Below are 19480 nucleotides of genomic sequence, written 5' to 3'. Positions count from 1 at the left end.
TTATTCAATTCTGTGATTTCGTAAAAAATTCAATATCTTGATCGGTCTGTTAGCCTAGACACACAGTTCACATGCTCACATAATAGTCAATATAGAACGGGCAATGACGCCTCTTGTATAAGGACATCGTTATGAAGCATCTGATCATCACTGTCATCGGCCAAGATCGCCCTGGCCTAGTAGAAACGCTGTCAGACACGGTTTACCAAAACCATGGTAACTGGCTTTCAAGCAGCCTCAGCAAGTTAGCGGGTCAGTTTACCGGCATCCTGCAAGTAGAAGTTGCCGACCAATATGTCGGTGTGCTCAGCAATGCCCTTCAACAGCTTGATGCCCTTCAAATTCAAATTGTTGAAGAAGAGGGTAAAACCCTGCCAACGTCTGTTGTGCACCATCTCTTGGTCACGGGGAACGACCGCTCAGGTATTGTCAAAGACGTCACGACCAAGCTCAACCAGCTTGGGATAAATATTCACAAGCTCAAAACGCATTCTGACAGTGCACCCAACTGGGGCTACCCCATTTTTTCTGCCCGTTTCCAATTAGAGTTGCCAAGCAGTTTGAGTATTGAGTACGTCCAGGAAGAGCTGGAGAAGATTGCCGATGATCTCACTGTAGATATCGACGATAACTGATCCCTCTTATGCCCCATTAGTAAGTAGGATGACAATGAGCGCAGAACCTCTCTATACCGACAAAGAACTGAGCTGGCTATCTTTTAACGAGCGCGTGCTGCAGGAAGCCGCAGACAAGTCTGTACCGCTGATTGAGCGAGTCCGGTTCCTAGGTATTTACTCGAGTAATACTGATGAGTTCTATAAAGTGCGCTTTGCGGATGTCAAACGCCGTATCCTGATCAACGAAGAGCAAGGCAGTAATGACCAGGCTAAGGATCTCTTGAGCAAGATCCAAAGCCGGGTACTCAAGCTGAATCAGGATTTTGACACCCTGTACAACGAAATCCTGCTCGAGATGGCAAGGCGTCACATCTTCCTGGTCAATGAGCAGCAGCTCGATGACCGCCAGCAGAGCTGGCTGAGAAAGCATTTTCGCAGCCAGATTCTGCCTCATGTCACCCCTATTTTACTGACCGACGACATCGATCTGCTGCAATTCCTCAAAGATGAATATTCCTACCTGGCTGTAGAAATGCGCCAAGGTGACAACAAGCGCTATGCCTTGATGGAAATCCCGACGGATCAGCTACCACGCTTTATCCAGTTGCCTGAAGCCAAGGGCAAGCGACGCAAGACCCTCATCTTTCTCGATAATATTATCCGCTTCTGCCTTGACGACATCTTCAGTGGCTTGTTCGAATACGATGAGCTGTCCGCCTATGCGATGAAGATGACCCGCGATGCCGAATACGACCTGAACCTGGAGGTGGAGCACAGCCTGCTCGAGCAGATGTCTGAAGGTTTGGACCAACGCCTGACCGCAATGCCGGTCCGGTTTGTCTATCAGCGTGATATGCCTGCCGATATGGTCGATGTGCTCTGCGGCTTACTGAAAGTATCGAACTACGACAGTATCATTCCAGGTGGACGCTACCATAATTTCAAAGATTTCATCGGATTCCCGAATGTTGGCCGGGACTACCTCGAGAACAAACAACTGCCGCCACTGGCAAGTGCCCAGTTTGTTAATGCCCGTAATGCTTTCGATGCGATCAAGAAGCAAGATATCCTGCTGTACTACCCGTACCACACCTTCAATCATATGACCGAACTGGTGCGCCAGGCTTCCTATGATCCGAAAGTACGCAGTATAAAAATCAATATCTACCGGGTGGCCAAAAACTCGCAAATCATCGAGTCAATGATCGATGCCGCCAACAACGGTAAACAAGTGACGGTCGTGGTCGAACTCCAGGCCCGTTTTGACGAAGAAGCAAACATCGAATGGGCCCGCCGCTTGACAGATGCGGGGGTCCAGGTACTCTTTGGCGTCCCGGGACTCAAGATCCACTCCAAGCTTTGCCTCATTACTCGCAAGGAAGACGATGAGCTGGTGCGCTATGCCCACCTCGGCACCGGTAACTTCCACGAAAAAACGGCACGGATCTATACCGATTTCTCGCTGATGACCTGTCGCAAGGAGATCACCGACGAAGTCAGGATGGTATTTAACTACATCCAAAACCCTTACCGCCCGGTAAAATTCAACCACTTGATTGTCTCGCCTCGCAACTCCCGCTCACGTCTGTATGACTCGATCGACCGGGAAATTGCCCATGCCAAGCAAAACTTACCATCCGGTATTACACTAAAGGTGAATAACCTTGTCGATAAAGGCCTGATTAACCTGCTTTACCAAGCCAGTAATGCGGGTGTGAACGTCAAGCTTATTGTACGCGGCATGTGTACTTTGATCCCGGGGATCAAGGGGATTAGCGAGAATATCACGGCGATCAGTATCGTCGACCGCTTCCTCGAGCACCCTCGGGTCGTTGTCTTTGAGAATAACGGCGAGCCGGATGTATACATATCCTCTGCCGACTGGATGACGCGAAACATCGACAACCGGATTGAGGTTGGCTGCCCCATTGATGATCCGGCACTGAAAAAGAAGATTATCGACATACTCAATATCCAGCTTTCTGATACCGTCAAGGCCCGTATTATTGATAAAGAAATGTCCAATAAATACGTTCCGCGAGGCAATAAACGTAAAATCCGCTCCCAGCTAGCGATCTACGACTACCTCAAGCAATCAGAAAAACAGCTTAAGAAAAAAATAAAGAGCGAAAGCAATACATGACAGAACCTGTACGCCCAAGAGAAATCGCTGCGATAGACATTGGCTCGAACAGCTTCCATATGGTTGTCGCCCGCATTGTCGGGCAAAGCCTGCAAATCATCAGCCGTCACAAGCAGCGTGTCCATCTGGCCTCTGGGCTGGATGAACACCACAACCTCGATCAGGCCGCGATCCAACGCGGTTTGAATTGCTTGGCGATGTTTGCTGAACGTCTGCAAGGATTTGAACCGGAAAATGTTCGCATTGCCGCCACTTACACGTTGCGCCAGGCTAACAACGCCCATGTCTTCCTCAAGCGCGCTGAAACCCTGCTCCCCTACCCGATAGAAATCATTCCCGGCACAGAAGAAGCCCGTCTGATTTACCTTGGTGTCGCCCACACTCAGCCAGACAGCGGACAAAAACTGATTGTTGATATCGGGGGCGGTAGTACCGAACTGGTCATCGGTGATGGCTTTACCCCGCAGCTGGCCTACAGCAAACACATGGGCTGTGTCAGCTATAACAAGTACTACTTTGCCAAAGGCAAAATCAGCAGCAAGAACATGGCAGCGGCACAGCTTGCTGCTCAGCAAAAACTCGAAAGCATCGCCAGCAAGTACATCCGCCAAGGCTGGCAGACAGCGGTCGGCTCTTCCGGCACCATCAAGGCGATCCGAGAAGTCCTGATAGGCCAAGGACACAGCGATGGGGTGATCACAGCCAAGCGCCTGCAACAGCTCTATGATGCGATCCTCAAAGTCAAAAACTCAGACGAGCTCGACTTTGTCGGCCTTAGCGACGACCGCAAGCCGGTCTTTGCTGCCGGGGTTGCTATTCTCAGTGCGGTGTTCAAATCACTGAATGTCGATGAAATGATATTCTCAAACGGTGCCCTACGCGAAGGCTTGCTGTATGAAATGGAAGAGCGATTTCGCCATAGCGATATTAGGGTCAGAACCGCGACCTCGATGGCCAAGCAGTACAATGTCGATATCGCCCAGGCCAACCGGGTCAAGGCAACCGCCGAGCAGCTCTACAACCAAGTTGAGCCGCAACCGGGCCTAACCAAGATCGAACTGGCGACCCTGCTCAGCTGGGGGGCATTGCTCCACGAAGTGGGCCTGAGTATCAGCTATCCGGGTTTCCACCGCCATTCAGCCTACCTATTGCGCTTCAGTACGATGCCAGGTTTCAACCTCGAGCAGCAAACGGTACTGGCGACCTTGGTTCGCTTCCAGCGCAAGAGCTTGAAGTTGGATGAAATGCCGGAATTGAGTATCTACAAACGCAAGCACCTCTACCCGCTGATCCGCACCCTGAGATTGGCTGTTGCCCTCAATGGCCAGCGCAGTGACGAATCACTGCCGGCGATCACTGTCGATGCCGACAAAGAGAAGTGGCAACTGACCTTGCCTGACGGTTGGGAGGAGAGTAACCGCTTACTGGCGGCGGACTTGCGCCAAGAGCAGGAATACTGGCGCAAGGCGGGTTGGGAGTTGGGCCTAAGCCCCAGCTAAAGCCCCAGCTCAGCCAGAGTTTGTTTCACCGCCTCGGCTGGCAGGGGAACATAGCCGTCCTTCTTCACCAGATCCTGCCCTTGGTGCGACAGAATAAAGCGAATAAACTCACTCTCAAGCGGCGGCAATGGCCGCTCAGGATGTTTATTAACATAAACATACAGATAGCGCGCCAGAGGGTAACGGCCACTGGCCGCGTTCTCTATGGTCGGCGCGATATAATCACTTCCTTTACGGGCAATAGGTAGCGCCCGGATCCCGGTGGTCTGATAGCCGACACCGGAGTAGCCGATAGAATTGAGCGAGGTCGATACAGACTGTACCACCGAGGCCGAACCCGGCTGCTCGTTGACGTTATTGCGAAAATCCCCTTGGCAAAGAGCTTTTTGCTTGAAATAGCCATAGGTGCCAGAGACAGAGTTTCGGCCGAAAAGCTGGATCCCCCGCTTGTCCCAACTGCCCGTTAGCCCCAATTGTCCCCAACGGGTGATCGACTGGTTACCGCCACAGCGCAACGTTTGCGAAAAAATGGCATCAAGTTGGGTAAAGTCCAGTCCTTGCAGCGGGTTATCCTCGTTAACAAACACTGCCAACGCATCGATAGCGACTCGGATCTCCGTTGGCTTGTAACCGTACTCATGCTCAAAGGCAGCGATTTCCCTCGCTTTCATCTGCCGGCTCATCGGCCCGAACTGGGCGGTTGCCTCAATCAAAGCTGTCGGTGCCGTTGATGACCCAGCCGCCTGCACCTGAATATTCACACTCGGATAGGTGCGCTTGAATTCTTCCGACCAATAGGTCATCAAATTGGCAAAGGTGTCCGAGCCAACCGAGGATAAATTGCCGGAGATCCCTTTCACCTTCTCGTAATGAGGCAACGGGCCATGATCGGCCTGAACGGGGCCAGCTGCAACAAGGGCAGAGAGAGGCAATACCAGAGTGGTCGCTATTTTCTGCCATCGGCTAATGGCCTGCCTGATCCGGTTAATCATTCGGTTATTGTAACTCCTTAAAACGACAACAGCGGCCCTTAGGCCGCTGAATACTTTAGCATGTTTCACCGCAATTCGGCGTGTTTTGCACTTATGCCGCGTTTGCAATCAACCGCTGTGGCAAAGTAAATGCAAATGTACTGCCGACATCCACTTCACTCTCGATCTCAAGGTGTGAATCGTGGTGGCTCAAGGCATGCTTAACAATCGCCAGGCCTAATCCACTACCACCGGTCTCACGCGAGCGGGCTTTATCGACCCGGTAGAATCGCTCTGTCAGGCGGTGAATATGCTGCGGCTCAATCCCCTGCCCTTGGTCAGTCACTTCCAGTCTCGGACCTGCCGCAGTCAGGAACCAACGCACCTTCACTTCGGCATCTGACGGCGTATGCTTCACCGCATTGTAGACCAAGTTGGAAATCGCACTGCGTAACTGGTCTTCATCACCCAATACTTTGAGTGACGGATCCACTTCAAAGGTAAACAGCTGCTCTTTACCGCCGCTAAGAGAAATAGCCTCTTTTTCCAATACATCCAGCATCGCCGGGACATCAATGGTCTCTTCAAGTTCGATGTTCGGTGCCGCCTCGATTTTCGACAAGGTCAACAACTGTTCAACTAAAGAATTCATCCGGGTCAACTGTTCGGTCATCACCCCGTGGGCTTTATCCCACATCGGCCCCACCAGCATCTCGGGATCTTTCGACATTTCCAGATAGCCTTGCAGCACGGTCATCGGGGTTCTCAGCTCGTGGGAGACGTTAGCAAAGAAATTGCGACGCATACCTTCAAGCTGCTTCACCTGGGAAACATCACGCACCACCATCAGGTATTCCCCTTCGGTGTAATGCATGATCCGCAGCTCGAGAGTACGGTCATAATTAAGCGGCGACGTAATTTCGAGCGGAACCTCAAAAGATTGCTTGCTCAAGTAGCGGACAAAGTCCGGGCTCCGGAGCAAGTTGCTGATCGGCTGGCCGGCATCGTCCGGCCAACGGAAACCAAGCAGGTGCTGAGCAAGCTTGTTACACCACACGATGTTCCCTTCGCTGCGAAAGACAACAACAGCATCAGGAAGGGATTCCGCACCGTTTCTAAAACGGCGGATCAAGGTTGCCAACTCTTTGCGACGACGTCGGTTACGTTGCTGCAAACGGTAAATACCATTGAAAAGAGGCTCCCAGCTGCCCGATCCGGAAGGAGGCGTCAGACTCCGCTCTTTCCATAGCCAGTTGGACATCTTCAAAAGATTATGAAAATGCCAAATCAACTGGATCCACGTTGCGACCAGCAAAAACCAGGGCATGTAACCAAATACCCACCCCAGTGCGATCCAAGGCAAGTAGAAAAAGAGTAGTTCCCAGACTAACTTTTTCCACGAAAGCCGCTCTACCATTTATAACTCCGTCACCACATTAACCGCGGTGCGCCTGCTTGATTGTTACTATTAAAACTAAACCCGGGTCGAGAAACGGTAACCCGCTCCACGCACCGTCTGAACCAATTTATCGTGACCGCCAGTCTCTAGTGCTTTACGCAAACGACGAATGTGGACATCAACCGTTCGGTCTTCAACATATACGTTGGTACCCCAAACGTTGTTCAGCAGCTGTTCGCGGCTATATACACGCTCTTGGTGAGTCATGAAAAAGTGAAGCATCTTGAACTCAGTGGGCCCCATGTCCAGCGGCTGTTCGTTAGACGTCACGCGGTGAGATACCGGATCAAGCTTCAAGCCCTGAACATCAATCACGTCATCCAGAGACGTCGGTGAAACCCGGCGCATTACCGCCTTCAGGCGTGCCATCAACTCTTTCGGTGAAAATGGTTTGGTGATGTAATCATCCGCTCCCACTTCCAGACCACGTACCTTATCTTCTTCCTCGCCACGGGCTGTCAACATAACAACCGGGATCTGACGAGTCATTTCATCGCGCTTCAAGTGCTTGATAAGATTAATTCCTGAGCCACCTGGCAACATCCAATCGAGCAAAATCAGCTCGGGATAAGGTTCGCACAGTTTCTCAAGCGCCATGTCATAATCTTCGGCTTCAACAGCCTGATATCCCTTCTGCTCAAGAACGAAGCAAAGCATCTCGCGAATTGGAGCTTCATCCTCTACAACAAGAATCCGTCTTACCATCGTAATCAATACCTATTAATTGCTGTCTTTCGAGCGCCATTATGTGTGTTAAGTATGACACTTTTGTGACTTTCATGGAGAAATACGTAACTGAACGTATATCATACTGTCATATAGCATTTTGTTGCACTCAACTGCAACATATTGATAAAAATGATGATATCACCCCCTCACGGTGATCTGGCTCCGGCCTCCCCCTTGCGCCTCTACCGCAACCTGTACACCGATGCGTTCAACCAGGGTGCCGACATGGGAAATAACCCCGATCTGACGCCCATCAGCCTGCAAGGCATCAAGACAGGCCAACGCCATTTCCAGACTATCGGGATCAAGGGTACCGAACCCTTCATCAATAAACAGCGAGCCCAGCTGGCGGGTATCTGCCGCCAGTGACGCCAATGCCAGTGCGAGTGCCAGGGATACCAGAAAACTTTCACCACCGGATAACGACTCCACGCTGCGCACTTCATCGCCCATATCATGGTCAATGACCTGAAGCGCCAACGGGCTGCCCGGAACCGGCTGCAAGGCATAGCGCGGTGCCAAATCATGCAAATGTTCATTGGCCAGCACCACCAGTTGCTGCAGGGTCAGCCCCTGCGCCAAGGTACGGAACTTATTGCCCGTCGCCGAGCCGATAAGCTCATTCATCTGGATCCACAGTTCGGTGGTCGTTTGCTGGCCTTTGAGTTGCTCGGTCAATGCCCCGGACTGCAACTCTGCTTGTTCGGCTTGCGCCAAGCGCTGCCGGCCCTGGAATATCTGCTCATCCAACGCCGCTTTCTCCGTTTCCCAATCCGCAACAACCGGCAAGGCAACGTCGTCAGTGTCGATGCTATGTGCAGCCAGCCATTGCTGCGCGATAGCCAACACCGGTTGATGTTCGACCACGGCCAGCTCTCGCTCGGACAATACCGTATTCGCCGCGGCCAGCGCTTGTTCCAGCTGTTTCAGGGCTTCACGCTCTTGCGCTAGCCACACTTCGTTGTGGGCCAACAAGGCTGTCAGTACTTCATCAGTCAGATCAAACTGCGTCAGCCATTGCGTCCATTGCGTTTGCCGCTCAGACAGTGTCTGTGTGGCATCACTATGCTGCTGTTGCACGGCTTTCAAGGCGGCATCCGCCGCCGCCATGGCTTCGCCCGACTGGCGCTGTTGTTGCTGGGCATGATCCAAAGCGAGTTGCTGGTGGTGAATGGCCTGCTTGTGCTGGCTTTCGAGGGCCGCGATATCCTGCTCGCCAATTAGGGCAACACGTTGCTGCCACAATTGCGCTTTCTCATTTGTGAGCGTCGTCATTGCAGCCGTGATTTCCGTACTACGCAGATCCGTATTGCGCAGTGCTGTTTGTGCTTCAGCCAGTTGAGGAGCCAACAAGCCCAGCTGATTTTCTGCCTCAGCCAATGCGGTTTGATTGGCCGAGAACTGCTGTATCTGGGTATGGAGCTGGGTAAAGAAAGCTTCTTCCCCGACACTTTTCAGCTGCACTAACCACGTATCACCCCCATACTGTCCATTCAGTGCCTCTGCACGCGCCGTCAAGATCTCTGTTTGGGTAGCTTGCTGTTGTTCTAGCGACTGCAGGCGAGATTGCCACTGGATCGCTTGCTGGGCATGGCCATGTTGCTGTTCGGCAAGTTGGCTCTGGGCCTGCTGTAACTGCTGCCACTGCCGCTCGAGCTGACGCCCTTGCTCAATACTACGCTGGCGCTCCTCACCGGCCTGTTGCAGCTGTTTCAAAGCAACATCCACCAGCGTAACATCAGCTTGCCACTGTTCAGACAGCGCAGCTAACCCAGCCAGATCTGATTCAACCGTTAACGCCGAAGCGGTTCTCTCCGAAGCTGTTACCTCCGAAGCGGTTGCCTCCGAGACCAGAGCCTGACAAAGGGTGGCAAAGGTAGGCTCATATTGCTGGTAGACCTGCGCAATCTGTTGATCCAGAGACAGGTATTCAGCCTCAAGTGCCGCCAAACGTGGTTGCTCAGAGGCCTGAAGCTGCTGCAGCTGGTTGATTTGTGCTTCCGTTGCCTGCTTCTGCGTAGCCAGCTCAGTCACTCGCATTTGCTGGGCCTGCAGCAGGCTTTCCACCACGGGATTATCTGCTGCATAGGGATGGTCCAGCGAGCCACACAATGGACAGGCTTCACCGTCTTTCAATTCGGCCCGGTAGTCGTCGAGCTGCATCACGGCACGGCTTTGCTGCAGCATGCCTTCGGCTTCTTGATGCTGTACCGACAAAGTCGCAAGCTGGGGAACCAAGCTCGCCAAACGCTGCGTGGCATCAGCAACGCGTTTGGTGGTGTCTTGGCATTCCCCATGGGCTTTACCCTGCTGGACCAATAGCGATTGCCATTCTTTCACCCCTGAGAGGCCTTGGCGCAGGGTATCACGCCACTGTTGCTTGTCTGCGTAATGCACCCGCTCTTGGGCCTGCTGGGCTTCCAGAGCTACGACATCCAGACTCTGGCGCTGTGTCTCGCATGCCTGCTGCTGCAGTTGTAGATCTTGAGCTTGTTGGTCCAGTGTCGCTTTGCTCTGGGCATGAGCCTGTAGTTCAAGCCCGATCTGCTGCTGCTCTTTGCGCAAATCGCTATTGGCCCGGTGCGCGGCAAGGTAGCGTTTCACATTATCTTCAACAGACGAAGCTTGTTCAGCCAACCGCTTAACATCGGGATGCTGAGTAAAGTAGGTCTGTAACTGTTCGGCTTGCTGCTGATAGCGTTGCTGCGCGTGTTGCAACTGCGTCACACGCTTTTGCTGCTCTTGCTGGGCATGGCGGTATTGCTGGCACTGCGCATCGAGTTCACGCCACTGGTCGTGCAGCCCCGCTATTTTCTGGTCCCATTTCGCGGCATCTTTGAGCTTAGGTTCAATGGCCTGCCACTGTTGCTCTACGTCGTTGAGCGCACTTCGTACTGCCACCACTTGTTGCTCAGCTGTATGGTGGCCTTGAGTTTCTGTCGCCAAAGCCGCTGTAGCCGCCGTTAAGCCATCAGTGATTTTTTTAAGCTGCACCTGCGCTTGCTGCAACAGTGATAAATCTCGCTGGGCGGGTTGTACCTGCTCAATCAAGGTCAATTGGGTATACCGTAGCGCCGCGTCGGCTTTTTGCTGGCTCGCTTGTGCAGACTGGCTTTGCGCCTGTTCGACACGTGTCGCCAATATGGTCGCAGCCTGCAATGTCTGCTTATGCTGCTTGAACGCTTGTAGCTGGCTATCGAGCCGCTCTACCTGCTGTTTCAAGGTTGCCACCTGGCTCTGCAATGCCTGCTTTTCTTCATCAGACAGCAGCGCAATATCGCCCAGTTTGTCTTGCAGTTGCGTCAAGGCAAGCTTCTCTTCGCGGGCACGTTCATACGCCGCAATCGAGAGCTGGCCGTAGATTTCGCCGCCAGTCATGCGCTCCAATAAAGCCGCACGATCATCGGCACCCGCTTTCAGGAACGCCGCAAATTCACCTTGCGGTAGCATCACTGCACGACGAAACTGCTCGAAAGTCAAACCAATCAAACGTTCGATTTCGGCTTGTAACTCTTGCTTTTTGCCTGCAAAACGTTGGCCGGTATCCATATTTTCCAGCCACTGCTCAGCAGCCTGCACTCGGCCTTCAGCCCGCCCCCTCGCGCGGCGGACGTGCCAGTGCGCCCGCCAATGACTACCGTCATTGGCGACAAAGTCGACTTCAGTGTAAGCCTCTGCTTTACCGCGCGATAAAATGCTGCGTACATCGTTGGCTTTGATACGACCGCTGTCACCGTCACGGCCAATTTCCGCATCATTTTTCTTGTTCGACTGCAAACGGGGAATACGGTCGTACAGCGCAAGGCAAATAGCATCAAGCAGGGTCGATTTCCCTGCCCCGGTTTTGCCGGTAATGGCAAACAGACCGGCTTCACCTAGCCGCCCTCCTGCAAAATCAATCTCGAAATGGCTTTGTAAACTCGCTAGGTTTTCACCACGTAAGGCCAGGATTTTCATTATTTTTCTCCCTCACGTGATACGGAATCACGGTCATTACCCGCCTCATCCTCAACCTGAATCAATAGCTGCTCAAACGCCGTCGCCATCGCCACATCCGGCTCCCCGTTGTATTTTTTCGCCCAGCTCAATGCAAACACTTGCTCGGGAGAGACCTCCGATAAACGGCGATGATTCAAACCATCCTGCTGCTCTTGTTGCTGATAATGCGGGGTGATTTTGGCTAAACGCACCGCTTTGCCCTCGATCGCCAGCATGACTTTTTCACGCAATAGTGCCTGAGGCTTATCAAGCAACACATGGACCTCCAAGAAAGGCTGCTGCTCACGCGGTACGTCTTCGAGCTCTAATGCCTCAAGTTCTGCCAACACCGCTTCCAACGAGTCTGGCTTAGCCGGCACTTTGAGCATATCAACCACACGGGGGATCAACCGCGGCTCAATCGCTGTTACCTGTTGGCCATCGAAATCAACCAATACCACTTGGTGCTTGTAGCGGCGTTCAGACATCGAGAGCGGTAGCGGTGAGCCGCTATAGCGAATGTGGTCCTGTTTGGTTACCATCTGCGCTAGATGCAAATGCCCCAGCGCGACATAGTGAATATCATCGGCAAAAATAGTGGCCGGCAAGGCATGCTGGTTGCCGCCCAGTACCCGGCGCTCGGACATTTCCGACAACTTGCCCGATGCCATGTAAGCGTGGCCCATCCCAATCAAAGCGTGATCCGGTTGCTGCAACTGGCGCGCCGCAGCAGTTACCTCGCCATACAGGGTTTCGACGCCTTTAATCAGGCGGTCATCCTCTTCGTCTAAATCTTCGGTGCGAAGATCGGCACTGCGCAAGAAAGGCACCGCCAGCACCCACGCTGCTTGCTCACCCGCCTTGTTGGTCAGCGGGACCAGCATCCGTTCGGTATCCAGCTCTCCATCAGGCAGGCGATGAACACCACCGACGATATGTAAGTCAAACGCCTTGAGTAGCTCGTGCGGGGCATCGAGCTTACTTGGCGAGTCGTGGTTGCCACCAATCATCACCACGTTCAAGGCCGGCATGCTTTTCGCCATCCGCGCCAAGAAGCGGTACAGCATCCGCCAGGCACTCGCCGGCGGGTTGGCGGTATCAAAAATATCACCTGCGACCAGCAGGGCATCGACCTGCTCTTGCTCAAGGGTTTGCGCCAGCCAATCAAGAAATGCCTGGTGCTCAAAATCGCGGTTATAGCCATGCAGCTGGTGACCCAGATGCCAATCGGAGGTATGGAGGATCTTCATTGCGGTCGATATGCCGTTCTGGAAAAACTGTTTCGGATTGTACCGCACTTTGTGATTAGCCCAAGCGCGGAACACGAAAACTTAAGACAAAAGCTAACCAATGCAATAAGATTGACAGCCAAATGCACAACCAAGGATTTGTAACAGCCATGATGTGGTTTAAAAACGTACTTACCTATCGCTTCAGCCGCGAGATCGACCTCAATCCTGACCAACTAGAAAAACAACTTGAAGAGTTCCGGTTCACCCCGTGTGGCAGCCAGGATCAGCAAAAATTTGGTTGGGTCCATGCTCTGGGTAAGCACGGCGATATGTTCACCCATGTGATTGGTGACAACATCCTGATTTGTGCGCGCAAAGAAGAAAAAATGCTACCAGCGTCAGTGATCAAAGAAACACTGAATGAGAAGGTGGAAGCCCAAGAGCTTGAACAAGGCCGCAAGCTGAAGAAAAGCGAAAAAGACACCATCAAAGATGAAATCGTGATGGATCTGCTACCTCGCGCCTTCAGCCGCAAGAGCCAAACCTATGCGCTGATCATGCCCAAAGAGGGCTATGTCTTGGTTGATGCGGGTAGCTTCAAAAAAGCTGAAGATATGCTGGCACTTCTGCGTAAGTCTATCGGTAGTCTGCCTGTTATTCCGGTAACACCAGAAAAGCCTGCAGAGCTAACCATGACCGAGTGGGTACGTTCGAACACTTCACCAGACGGTTTCACTATCGGTGAAGAAGCCGAGCTGAAAGCGATTCTGGAAGACGGCGGTGTGATCCGCTGTAAGCAGCAGGACTTGTCGAGCGATGAAATCATGGCTCACATCGAAGCCGATAAGCTGGTGACCAAGTTGTCTATCAACTGGCAGGATCGCATTGATTTCGTTCTGGCCGACGACCTGTCGATCAAACGGCTGAAGTTCTCTGACGAGCTGAAAGAACAGAATGAAGACATCGACCGTGACGAGATGGCTGTGCGTATTGACGCCGATCTTTCTTTGATGGCCGGTGAATTCTCCGCATTCCTACCGAACCTGTTCGAAGTACTTGGCGGCCTTGAAGCCAAAGGCTAACAGCCAGACACAATGATGTGTGGCACTATACATATTGGTGCCACATTTTCCTTTCGCTTTGCTTCACCTCCTCCTAGCAAAGTGCACACCACACCATTAGCCAAGTCCACCAACATATCCAGCCAATTTGCCATTTACAGCCACAAACCGCGAAACTTCCCCTGTTTACTGAGTTAGCATTGCTATTGAGGGGTAGATCACAGTAAAATCCCGCCTCAACTCCGTATCCCCCTGCGATACGGCCTGATTTGCAATCAGACACTGGAATTTAAGAGCTATGTTTAAACCTGAATTGTTATCGCCTGCGGGCAGCCTGAAGAACATGCGTTACGCATTCGCCTATGGTGCAGATGCTGTCTATGCCGGCCAACCACGTTACAGCCTTCGTGTTCGTAACAACGAGTTCAACCACGAGAACCTGAAGATAGGTATCGACGAAGCCCATGCCCAAGGCAAAAAGCTTTACGTGGTATGTAACATTCAGCCACATAACTCTAAACTGAAAACCTTCATCCGTGATTTGAAACCTATCGTGGAAATGGGCCCTGACGCACTTATCATGTCAGACCCAGGCCTTATCATGATGGTTCGCGAAAGCTTCCCTGAAATGCCGATCCACCTATCAGTTCAGGCAAATGCCGTTAACTGGGCTACCGTGAAGTTCTGGTCAACACAAGGTGTCGAGCGTGTCATTCTGTCTCGAGAACTTTCGCTAGAAGAAATCGAAGAGATCCGTGAACACTGCCCGGAAACCGAGCTGGAAATTTTCGTTCACGGCGCACTGTGCATGGCATACTCTGGCCGTTGCTTGCTATCTGGCTACATCAACAAGCGTGACCCTAACCAGGGTACGTGTACCAATGCTTGCCGTTGGGAATACAAAACAGAGAAAGCCACTGAAAATGATGCCGGCCAGATTGTCGAAGTACAAGATGCCGCGGTTCAGGTGCAAGAAGCCGAAGAGCGTCCAGATAATACGCTTGGTCTTGGCAAGCCAACTGACGAAGTCGTACTGCTAAGTGAAGCACACCGTCCAGAAGAAAAAATGGCCGCTTTCGAAGACGAGCACGGCACATACATCATGAACTCGAAAGATCTGCGCGCTATCCAGCACGTTGAGCGTTTGACCAAGATGGGTGTCCACTCACTGAAAATCGAAGGCCGTACCAAATCTTTCTACTACTGTGCACGTACTGCGCAGGTTTACCGCAAAGCAATTGATGATGCAGTTGCTGGCAAGCCATTTGACGAAAGCTTGATGGGTACCCTGGAGAGCCTTGCTCACCGCGGATACACCGAAGGCTTCCTGCGCCGCCACACGCACGATGCTTACCAGAACTATGACTATGGCTACTCAATTTCTGACAGCCAGCAGTTCGTGGGCGAGTTCACCGGCAAACGCCGTGGTGACTTGGCCGAAGTCGAAGTGAAGAACAAGTTCATCGTTGGTGACAGCCTAGAGGTCATGACTCCGCAGGGCAACGTGATCTTCACCCTTGAAGCGATGGAGAACCGCAAGTCTGAAGTGATTGATGATGCCAAAGGTAACGGCCACTTCGTGTTCATTCCGGTCCCACAGGACATGGATCTAGAGTACGCATTGCTAATGCGTAATCTAAACTCTGGTGAGAACACCCGTAACCCACACGCACCTAAAGACGGTAAATAATCGCCATGGCGTTATTGATCACCCAAAAGTGCATTAACTGTGACATGTGTGATCCCGAGTGTCCGAACGAGGCGATCGTCATGGGGGCCGAAATCTACGAGATCGACCCTGACAAATGCACCGAGTGTAAAGGGCACTACGACAAGCCGACTTGCCAGTCGGTGTGTCCGATCACCAACTGTATCATTACCGATCCCGACAACATCGAAACAGACGAAGCCCTGTTCGAAAAGTTTGTCACCCTGCAGGGATTGGCTTAACGAAAAAAGCGCCGTGAGGCGCTTTTTTTGTATCTTAATCCTGAGTATTTATCCCTTGACCGGAGTCCGTAACAAGGCCACACATTGGGATGGCGGAACGGGCTTTGGCTTGGGCTTTTTCTTCACCTTAGCCACTTTTTCTTTCTTCACCTTTGGCTTCGGTTTCCAGGAAGCAAGCTCTGCCCCGCATCCATCACCCGGTGGCGGTGATTGTTGCGCTTTACAATTACGGTCACCATCAGGGCAATGGAGCCTGACATGGAAATGGTAATAATGCCCCCACCATGGTCTGACTTTTTGCAGCCATGCCCGATCGGTCCACTCACGCTGGCAGAGTTGCTCTTTGATCACTGGGTGGACAAATATTCGTGCGACCCGTTCGTCGGCGGCAGCCAGCTGTACCATCAGAGCTTGCTTATCACTCCAGTTCTTCTTGTTGATTTTATACTGCTTGATGTGCACCATCGGTAGCGGTTGAACATCAATCAGCTCTGCCTCGTTAAGCGGACGCTCGCCGAGCTTGAGCCAAATATCCGCGTCTAACCCGGTCTGGTGGCTGGCATGGCCTGACGAAAAACGCCCGCCACGCGGCATTGCTATATCGCCAACCAGTAACTGGCCAAGCTCTAGCTGATGGACACTCTTCGACAAATCATGCAGGAAGCGGATCATCGATTCATGACCGTAAAACCGCCCCCGCTGGGAGCGCATTACCTGATAGCCATCTCCCGCCAACGGCAGAGGCTCAGCCCCTGCTAAGCAACCATTATTGTAAGTACCGATAGACTCCGATTGACCCTGTGTCGGTGCTTTTACTTTTTCCCATGGGCTGGCAGATACCGGCAAGCCCAGTGTGAGCCCCAACAACAGCACAAAAAAGTACCTCATGACTGATCCTTTTGTCTTTATTTTCTTGCTCTCTTCAGCATAGCAAGCAATAAAAAAGCTGCCCGCAGGCAGCTTGATCAATTAGGATCGAAAAACAAATATACGATCTTTATTTCATTTGCTGATCCAAGTTCAAAATGGTCAGGGCATTACTAACGCTGGTTGCCAGCACATCAACAACACCAGAGCGCAGAGCACCAAGTAAGGCCAGCGCCTTGCTGTTCTCCGCCGCCGTTACCACCACCGTCGGTATATGCCTAAGCTCTTCCATACTGAGCCCTATAACCCTGTCGCTCATCATGGTATCAGCGCGCCGGCCTTGGCTATCGAAAAAGTCGTAACCCGCGATATCACCGACCACACCTTTGCGGATCCTCGCCTCGACAATCTCCTGCGGGGTAAACCAGCCCAATTTGACCATATGGCTGTTTTCATTCATATCCCCGACACCGACCAAGGCCACATCAGCCCGCCGGGCTCGGTCAAGGGTTTCCTTCACTGTGCCATTTTTCATGAAGGCTTCCCTTACCTTGATATCTTCCACATAGGCCGGTGCATAGAGGGTTTCACTGATCCCATCGTACTTCTTGGCCAACAGGCGGCAGATGTGGTCAGCATTAATCGCGTTACCCGAACGGTGAGTACCACCAATACCTGAAACAAAGCGGCACTTACGATGGGGGACGACCCCGACATGGCTCGCGATAGAAGCAATGTTACGTCCCTGCCCTACGGTCACCACCATGTCATCGGTCAATATCGAGGACAGATAGCTTGATACCAAGCTGGCCACCTGCTGGCGCTGGCTTTCATCATCAGGCTGGTCAAGGGCAATCAACGCACGCTTGAGGTTAAAGCGTTCGACCAACTGCTGCTCGAGTTTCTCGCTGAATACCGGATGATACTTCACGGTGATTTCGACCACCCCTTCATCCCTGGCGCGGCGAAGCAAACGGCCGACTTTGGCCCTCGACATCCCGAACATTTTGGAGATTTCTTCCTGCGTGGCCCCATCCTGATAATAAGCGATGGCTATCTCGGTAAGCTTATCGCTGTCAACGTGGGTGTTATCATTCTGGGGCGCTGTCATGGCCATACCTTTTATTACTAGTTGGGGTTATGAATAGGGTTTAAAGTGAAGAACTATTTTAGCCGTTATCACAAAATACAGCGAGCTGACAGTCACTTACAAGCCACTAAAATGAGAGCCTGTCCTTGCTCAGCCTGTTGGGCATTATGTAATTACAGTTTAAAGTTAAGAACTATTGTTCAATATTTCCTCTATACAGTTCTCAATACTCGGAAGGTATAGGGATACTTATCAACTACGCTTTGTAATTACATCCCAATTAATCGTTTTATTAGGTCAATACTATGAAGTCATGTGCCTCTTTTCTAGCCAGCTTTATTTTAATACCTGCTGTTATCACACTTACCTCCTGTAATAGTGACAACGATAATGACGATGGCGGTATTTTCATTCCTGTTGAGCCATTCATGTCTGCAGACATAGATGATGAAGCATGGGACGCAGAGATTATCATTTTCACTGCGCCTTCAGGCCACCTCATTGTTAATGGACTCGGTGACGACGGGACTGCAATTAAATTAGTCATTGATAACTATACCGGTGTTGGCAGCTATAACTTCAATCCATCAGATCTCGATACTTTTGCCAGCAGGCAGGATACTGATAACAATTTCTTTACCTATCTCGGTGGTAGCGGAGAACTTGTAGTAACTTCGGATGAAGAAGGTGAGTTTGGTAGGCAAGTCAGTGGAACCTTCAACTTTACCGCGAACAATGCTATCCAAGGGGCTATTACCATCACCGTATCTAATGGGGAATTTGCTGCTGATCTTCTCGATAACCAGTAAAGCACCAGCCTAATCTGGGGCGAACAAATCCTATAAACGTAAAAAAGCCCCGTCTTTCGACGAGGCTTCTTAATAAGTGACGGAGCGGCTGGGACTCAACGCGCCGGGCTTCCGGACGCGACCAAAGTGCACAGCACTTTCGGAGCGTCAGATACAAGAAAGCCTCGTCTTTAGACGAGGCTTCTTAATAAGTGGCGGAGCGGACGGGAGTCGATGGTCCGGCATTCCGGCCCGCGAAAAAGTGCACAGCACTTTCAGGAGCGTCAGATGCAAAAAAGCCCCGCTATTTCTAGCGAAGCTTCTTAATAAGTGGCGGAACGGCCGGGCTGGCGCACCAGCGGGACTCATTCGCCTGCAAGGCGAATATATCCGACAGACGTAAAAAAGCCCCGCTGTTTCCAGCGAGGCTTCTTAATAAGTGGCGGAGCGGACGGGACTCGAACCCGCGACCCCCGGCGTGACAGGCCGGTATTCTAACCAACTGAACTACCGCTCCACACGATGATAAACATCTTCATGTCTATCCGATATACGTCGTTCAATACGCATATCTAAATTGGGAGCCTGGCGATGTCCTACTCTCACATGGGGAGACCCCACACTACCATCGGCGCTATTACGTTTCACTACTGAGTTCGGCATGGGATCAGGTGGGTCCATAATGCTATGGTCGCCAAGCAAATTCTGTGTATCTACCGCCTCAAGGCAGCAAATAGCAATCTGGGAAAATCTGACCAGGTTCTCAACACTTCATTCAAGTGCTCATGGAGTCCGTAAAAACCCCTTGGGTGTTGTATGGTTAAGCCTCACGGGCAATTAGTACAGGTTAGCTCAACGCCTCACAGCGCTTACACACCCTGCCTATCTACGTCGTAGTCTTCAACAACCCTTTAGGAACCTTATAGGTTCAGGGATGACTCATCTCGAGGCTCGCTTCCCGCTTAGATGCTTTCAGCGGTTATCGATTCCGAACTTAGCTACCGGGCAATGCGTCTGGCGACACAACCCGAACACCAGAGGTTCGTCCACTCCGGTCCTCTCGTACTAGGAGCAGCCCCTCTCAATCATCCAACGC

Annotated in this window: 14 protein-coding genes, 1 tRNA gene and 2 rRNA genes; 7 read left to right on the top strand and 10 right to left on the bottom strand. The window is 51.9% G+C overall.

Annotated features, from left to right (window positions below; translation table 11 throughout):
- Positions 1-131: 131 nt before the first annotated feature.
- The 3 genes from L4D79_RS23185 to ppx are packed head-to-tail and all read left to right on the top strand — an operon-like array spanning position 132 to position 4259.
- Entirely contained in the window at positions 132-635 is a 504-nt protein-coding gene (locus L4D79_RS23185) for a glycine cleavage system transcriptional repressor (protein WP_428654871.1), read from the top strand.
- Positions 636-669: 34 nt separating this feature from the next.
- Positions 670-2760 (top strand): polyphosphate kinase 1, encoded by a 2091-nt coding sequence (gene ppk1, locus L4D79_RS23180; RefSeq protein WP_428654869.1) that lies wholly within the window; start codon positions 670-672, stop codon positions 2758-2760.
- The gene (ppx, locus tag L4D79_RS23175; RefSeq protein WP_428654867.1) at positions 2757-4259 is read left to right on the top strand and encodes an exopolyphosphatase; all 1503 of its coding nucleotides are present in this window, start codon (positions 2757-2759) and stop codon (positions 4257-4259) included. The genes ppk1 and ppx overlap by 4 nt, the downstream gene beginning before the upstream one ends.
- Here the strand turns inward: ppx and L4D79_RS23170 are convergent.
- From L4D79_RS23170 to L4D79_RS23150, 5 genes are all read right to left on the bottom strand, one after another.
- Positions 4256-5251: a PstS family phosphate ABC transporter substrate-binding protein gene (locus tag L4D79_RS23170; RefSeq protein WP_428654865.1), complete on the bottom strand. Its 996-nt coding sequence runs from the start codon at positions 5249-5251 to the stop codon at positions 4256-4258. The two genes, ppx and L4D79_RS23170, sit on opposite strands and share 4 nt — an antisense overlap.
- A 91-nt stretch (positions 5252-5342) precedes the next feature.
- Positions 5343-6647, bottom strand: coding sequence for a phosphate regulon sensor histidine kinase PhoR (gene phoR, locus L4D79_RS23165; protein ID WP_428654863.1), 1305 nt, complete (start codon positions 6645-6647; stop codon positions 5343-5345).
- Positions 6648-6704: 57 nt separating this feature from the next.
- Positions 6705-7394 (bottom strand): phosphate regulon transcriptional regulator PhoB, encoded by a 690-nt coding sequence (gene phoB / locus L4D79_RS23160; protein ID WP_107350498.1) that lies wholly within the window; start codon positions 7392-7394, stop codon positions 6705-6707.
- A 162-nt stretch (positions 7395-7556) separates the two neighbouring features.
- The gene (locus L4D79_RS23155) at positions 7557-11375 is read right to left on the bottom strand and encodes an AAA family ATPase (protein WP_428654860.1); all 3819 of its coding nucleotides are present in this window, start codon (positions 11373-11375) and stop codon (positions 7557-7559) included.
- Complete coding sequence (locus tag L4D79_RS23150) at positions 11375-12646, bottom strand: exonuclease SbcCD subunit D C-terminal domain-containing protein (protein WP_428655187.1); 1272 nt, start codon at positions 12644-12646, stop codon at positions 11375-11377. The genes L4D79_RS23155 and L4D79_RS23150 overlap by 1 nt, the downstream gene beginning before the upstream one ends.
- 152 nt (positions 12647-12798) lie before the next feature.
- Between L4D79_RS23150 and rdgC the strand changes: the two genes are divergently transcribed.
- The 3 genes from rdgC (at position 12799) to L4D79_RS23135 (ending at position 15639) form a co-directional block, all read left to right on the top strand.
- Positions 12799-13710: a recombination-associated protein RdgC gene (rdgC, locus tag L4D79_RS23145; protein WP_428655185.1), complete on the top strand. Its 912-nt coding sequence runs from the start codon at positions 12799-12801 to the stop codon at positions 13708-13710.
- A 277-nt stretch (positions 13711-13987) separates the two neighbouring features.
- Complete coding sequence (gene trhP, locus L4D79_RS23140; protein ID WP_428654858.1) at positions 13988-15379, top strand: prephenate-dependent tRNA uridine(34) hydroxylase TrhP; 1392 nt, start codon at positions 13988-13990, stop codon at positions 15377-15379.
- 5 nt (positions 15380-15384) lie between these two features.
- Entirely contained in the window at positions 15385-15639 is a 255-nt protein-coding gene (locus L4D79_RS23135; protein ID WP_428654856.1) for a YfhL family 4Fe-4S dicluster ferredoxin, read from the top strand.
- Positions 15640-15687: 48 nt separating this feature from the next.
- Here the strand turns inward: L4D79_RS23135 and mepA are convergent, their stop codons facing one another.
- Together mepA and L4D79_RS23125 are read right to left on the bottom strand one after the other, a co-directional pair.
- Complete coding sequence (mepA, locus tag L4D79_RS23130) at positions 15688-16527, bottom strand: penicillin-insensitive murein endopeptidase (protein WP_428654854.1); 840 nt, start codon at positions 16525-16527, stop codon at positions 15688-15690.
- A 109-nt stretch (positions 16528-16636) separates the two neighbouring features.
- A complete protein-coding gene (locus L4D79_RS23125; protein WP_428654852.1) occupies positions 16637-17617 on the bottom strand; it encodes a sugar-binding transcriptional regulator in 981 nt (326 codons plus the stop codon).
- Positions 17618-17901: 284 nt separating this feature from the next.
- Here L4D79_RS23125 and L4D79_RS23120 point away from each other — a divergent pair, with 284 nt between their 5' ends.
- Positions 17902-18405, top strand: coding sequence for a DUF6252 domain-containing protein (locus L4D79_RS23120; RefSeq protein WP_428654850.1), 504 nt, complete (start codon positions 17902-17904; stop codon positions 18403-18405).
- A 419-nt stretch (positions 18406-18824) separates the two neighbouring features.
- Here the strand turns inward: L4D79_RS23120 and L4D79_RS23115 are convergent.
- From L4D79_RS23115 to L4D79_RS23105, 3 genes are all read right to left on the bottom strand, one after another.
- A tRNA-Asp gene (locus L4D79_RS23115) sits at positions 18825-18901 on the bottom strand.
- Between the two features lie 66 nt (positions 18902-18967).
- A 5S ribosomal RNA gene (rrf, locus tag L4D79_RS23110) occupies positions 18968-19083 on the bottom strand.
- A 117-nt stretch (positions 19084-19200) separates the two neighbouring features.
- Positions 19201-19480 (bottom strand): 23S ribosomal RNA (locus tag L4D79_RS23105); the annotation flags it as partial.

Origin of the sequence: Photobacterium satsumensis, from assembly GCF_050336935.1 — a bacterium.
Taxonomy (GTDB): Bacteria; Pseudomonadota; Gammaproteobacteria; order Enterobacterales; family Vibrionaceae; genus Photobacterium; species Photobacterium satsumensis.
Note: the sequence above shows the minus strand (reverse complement) of the source record. Positions and strands in the feature narration are given on the sequence as shown.

What these genes read in the sequence shown, in the direction of transcription:
- L4D79_RS23155 (WP_428654860.1), bottom strand. Translation starts at nt 11,375, where the DNA reads ATGAAAATCCTGGCCTTACGTGGTGAAAACCTAGCGAGTTTACAAAGC.
- mepA (WP_428654854.1), bottom strand. Translation starts at nt 16,527, where the DNA reads ATGAGGTACTTTTTTGTGCTGTTGTTGGGGCTCACACTGGGCTTGCCG.
- trhP (WP_428654858.1), top strand. Translation starts at nt 13,988, where the DNA reads ATGTTTAAACCTGAATTGTTATCGCCTGCGGGCAGCCTGAAGAACATG.
- L4D79_RS23185 (WP_428654871.1), top strand. Translation starts at nt 132, where the DNA reads ATGAAGCATCTGATCATCACTGTCATCGGCCAAGATCGCCCTGGCCTA.
- L4D79_RS23170 (WP_428654865.1), bottom strand. Translation starts at nt 5,251, where the DNA reads ATGATTAACCGGATCAGGCAGGCCATTAGCCGATGGCAGAAAATAGCG.
- ppx (WP_428654867.1), top strand. Translation starts at nt 2,757, where the DNA reads ATGACAGAACCTGTACGCCCAAGAGAAATCGCTGCGATAGACATTGGC.
- L4D79_RS23120 (WP_428654850.1), top strand. Translation starts at nt 17,902, where the DNA reads ATGAAGTCATGTGCCTCTTTTCTAGCCAGCTTTATTTTAATACCTGCT.
- ppk1 (WP_428654869.1), top strand. Translation starts at nt 670, where the DNA reads ATGAGCGCAGAACCTCTCTATACCGACAAAGAACTGAGCTGGCTATCT.
- phoB (WP_107350498.1), bottom strand. Translation starts at nt 7,394, where the DNA reads ATGGTAAGACGGATTCTTGTTGTAGAGGATGAAGCTCCAATTCGCGAG.
- L4D79_RS23150 (WP_428655187.1), bottom strand. Translation starts at nt 12,646, where the DNA reads ATGAAGATCCTCCATACCTCCGATTGGCATCTGGGTCACCAGCTGCAT.
- phoR (WP_428654863.1), bottom strand. Translation starts at nt 6,647, where the DNA reads ATGGTAGAGCGGCTTTCGTGGAAAAAGTTAGTCTGGGAACTACTCTTT.
- rdgC (WP_428655185.1), top strand. Translation starts at nt 12,799, where the DNA reads ATGTGGTTTAAAAACGTACTTACCTATCGCTTCAGCCGCGAGATCGAC.
- L4D79_RS23135 (WP_428654856.1), top strand. Translation starts at nt 15,385, where the DNA reads ATGGCGTTATTGATCACCCAAAAGTGCATTAACTGTGACATGTGTGAT.
- L4D79_RS23125 (WP_428654852.1), bottom strand. Translation starts at nt 17,617, where the DNA reads ATGACAGCGCCCCAGAATGATAACACCCACGTTGACAGCGATAAGCTT.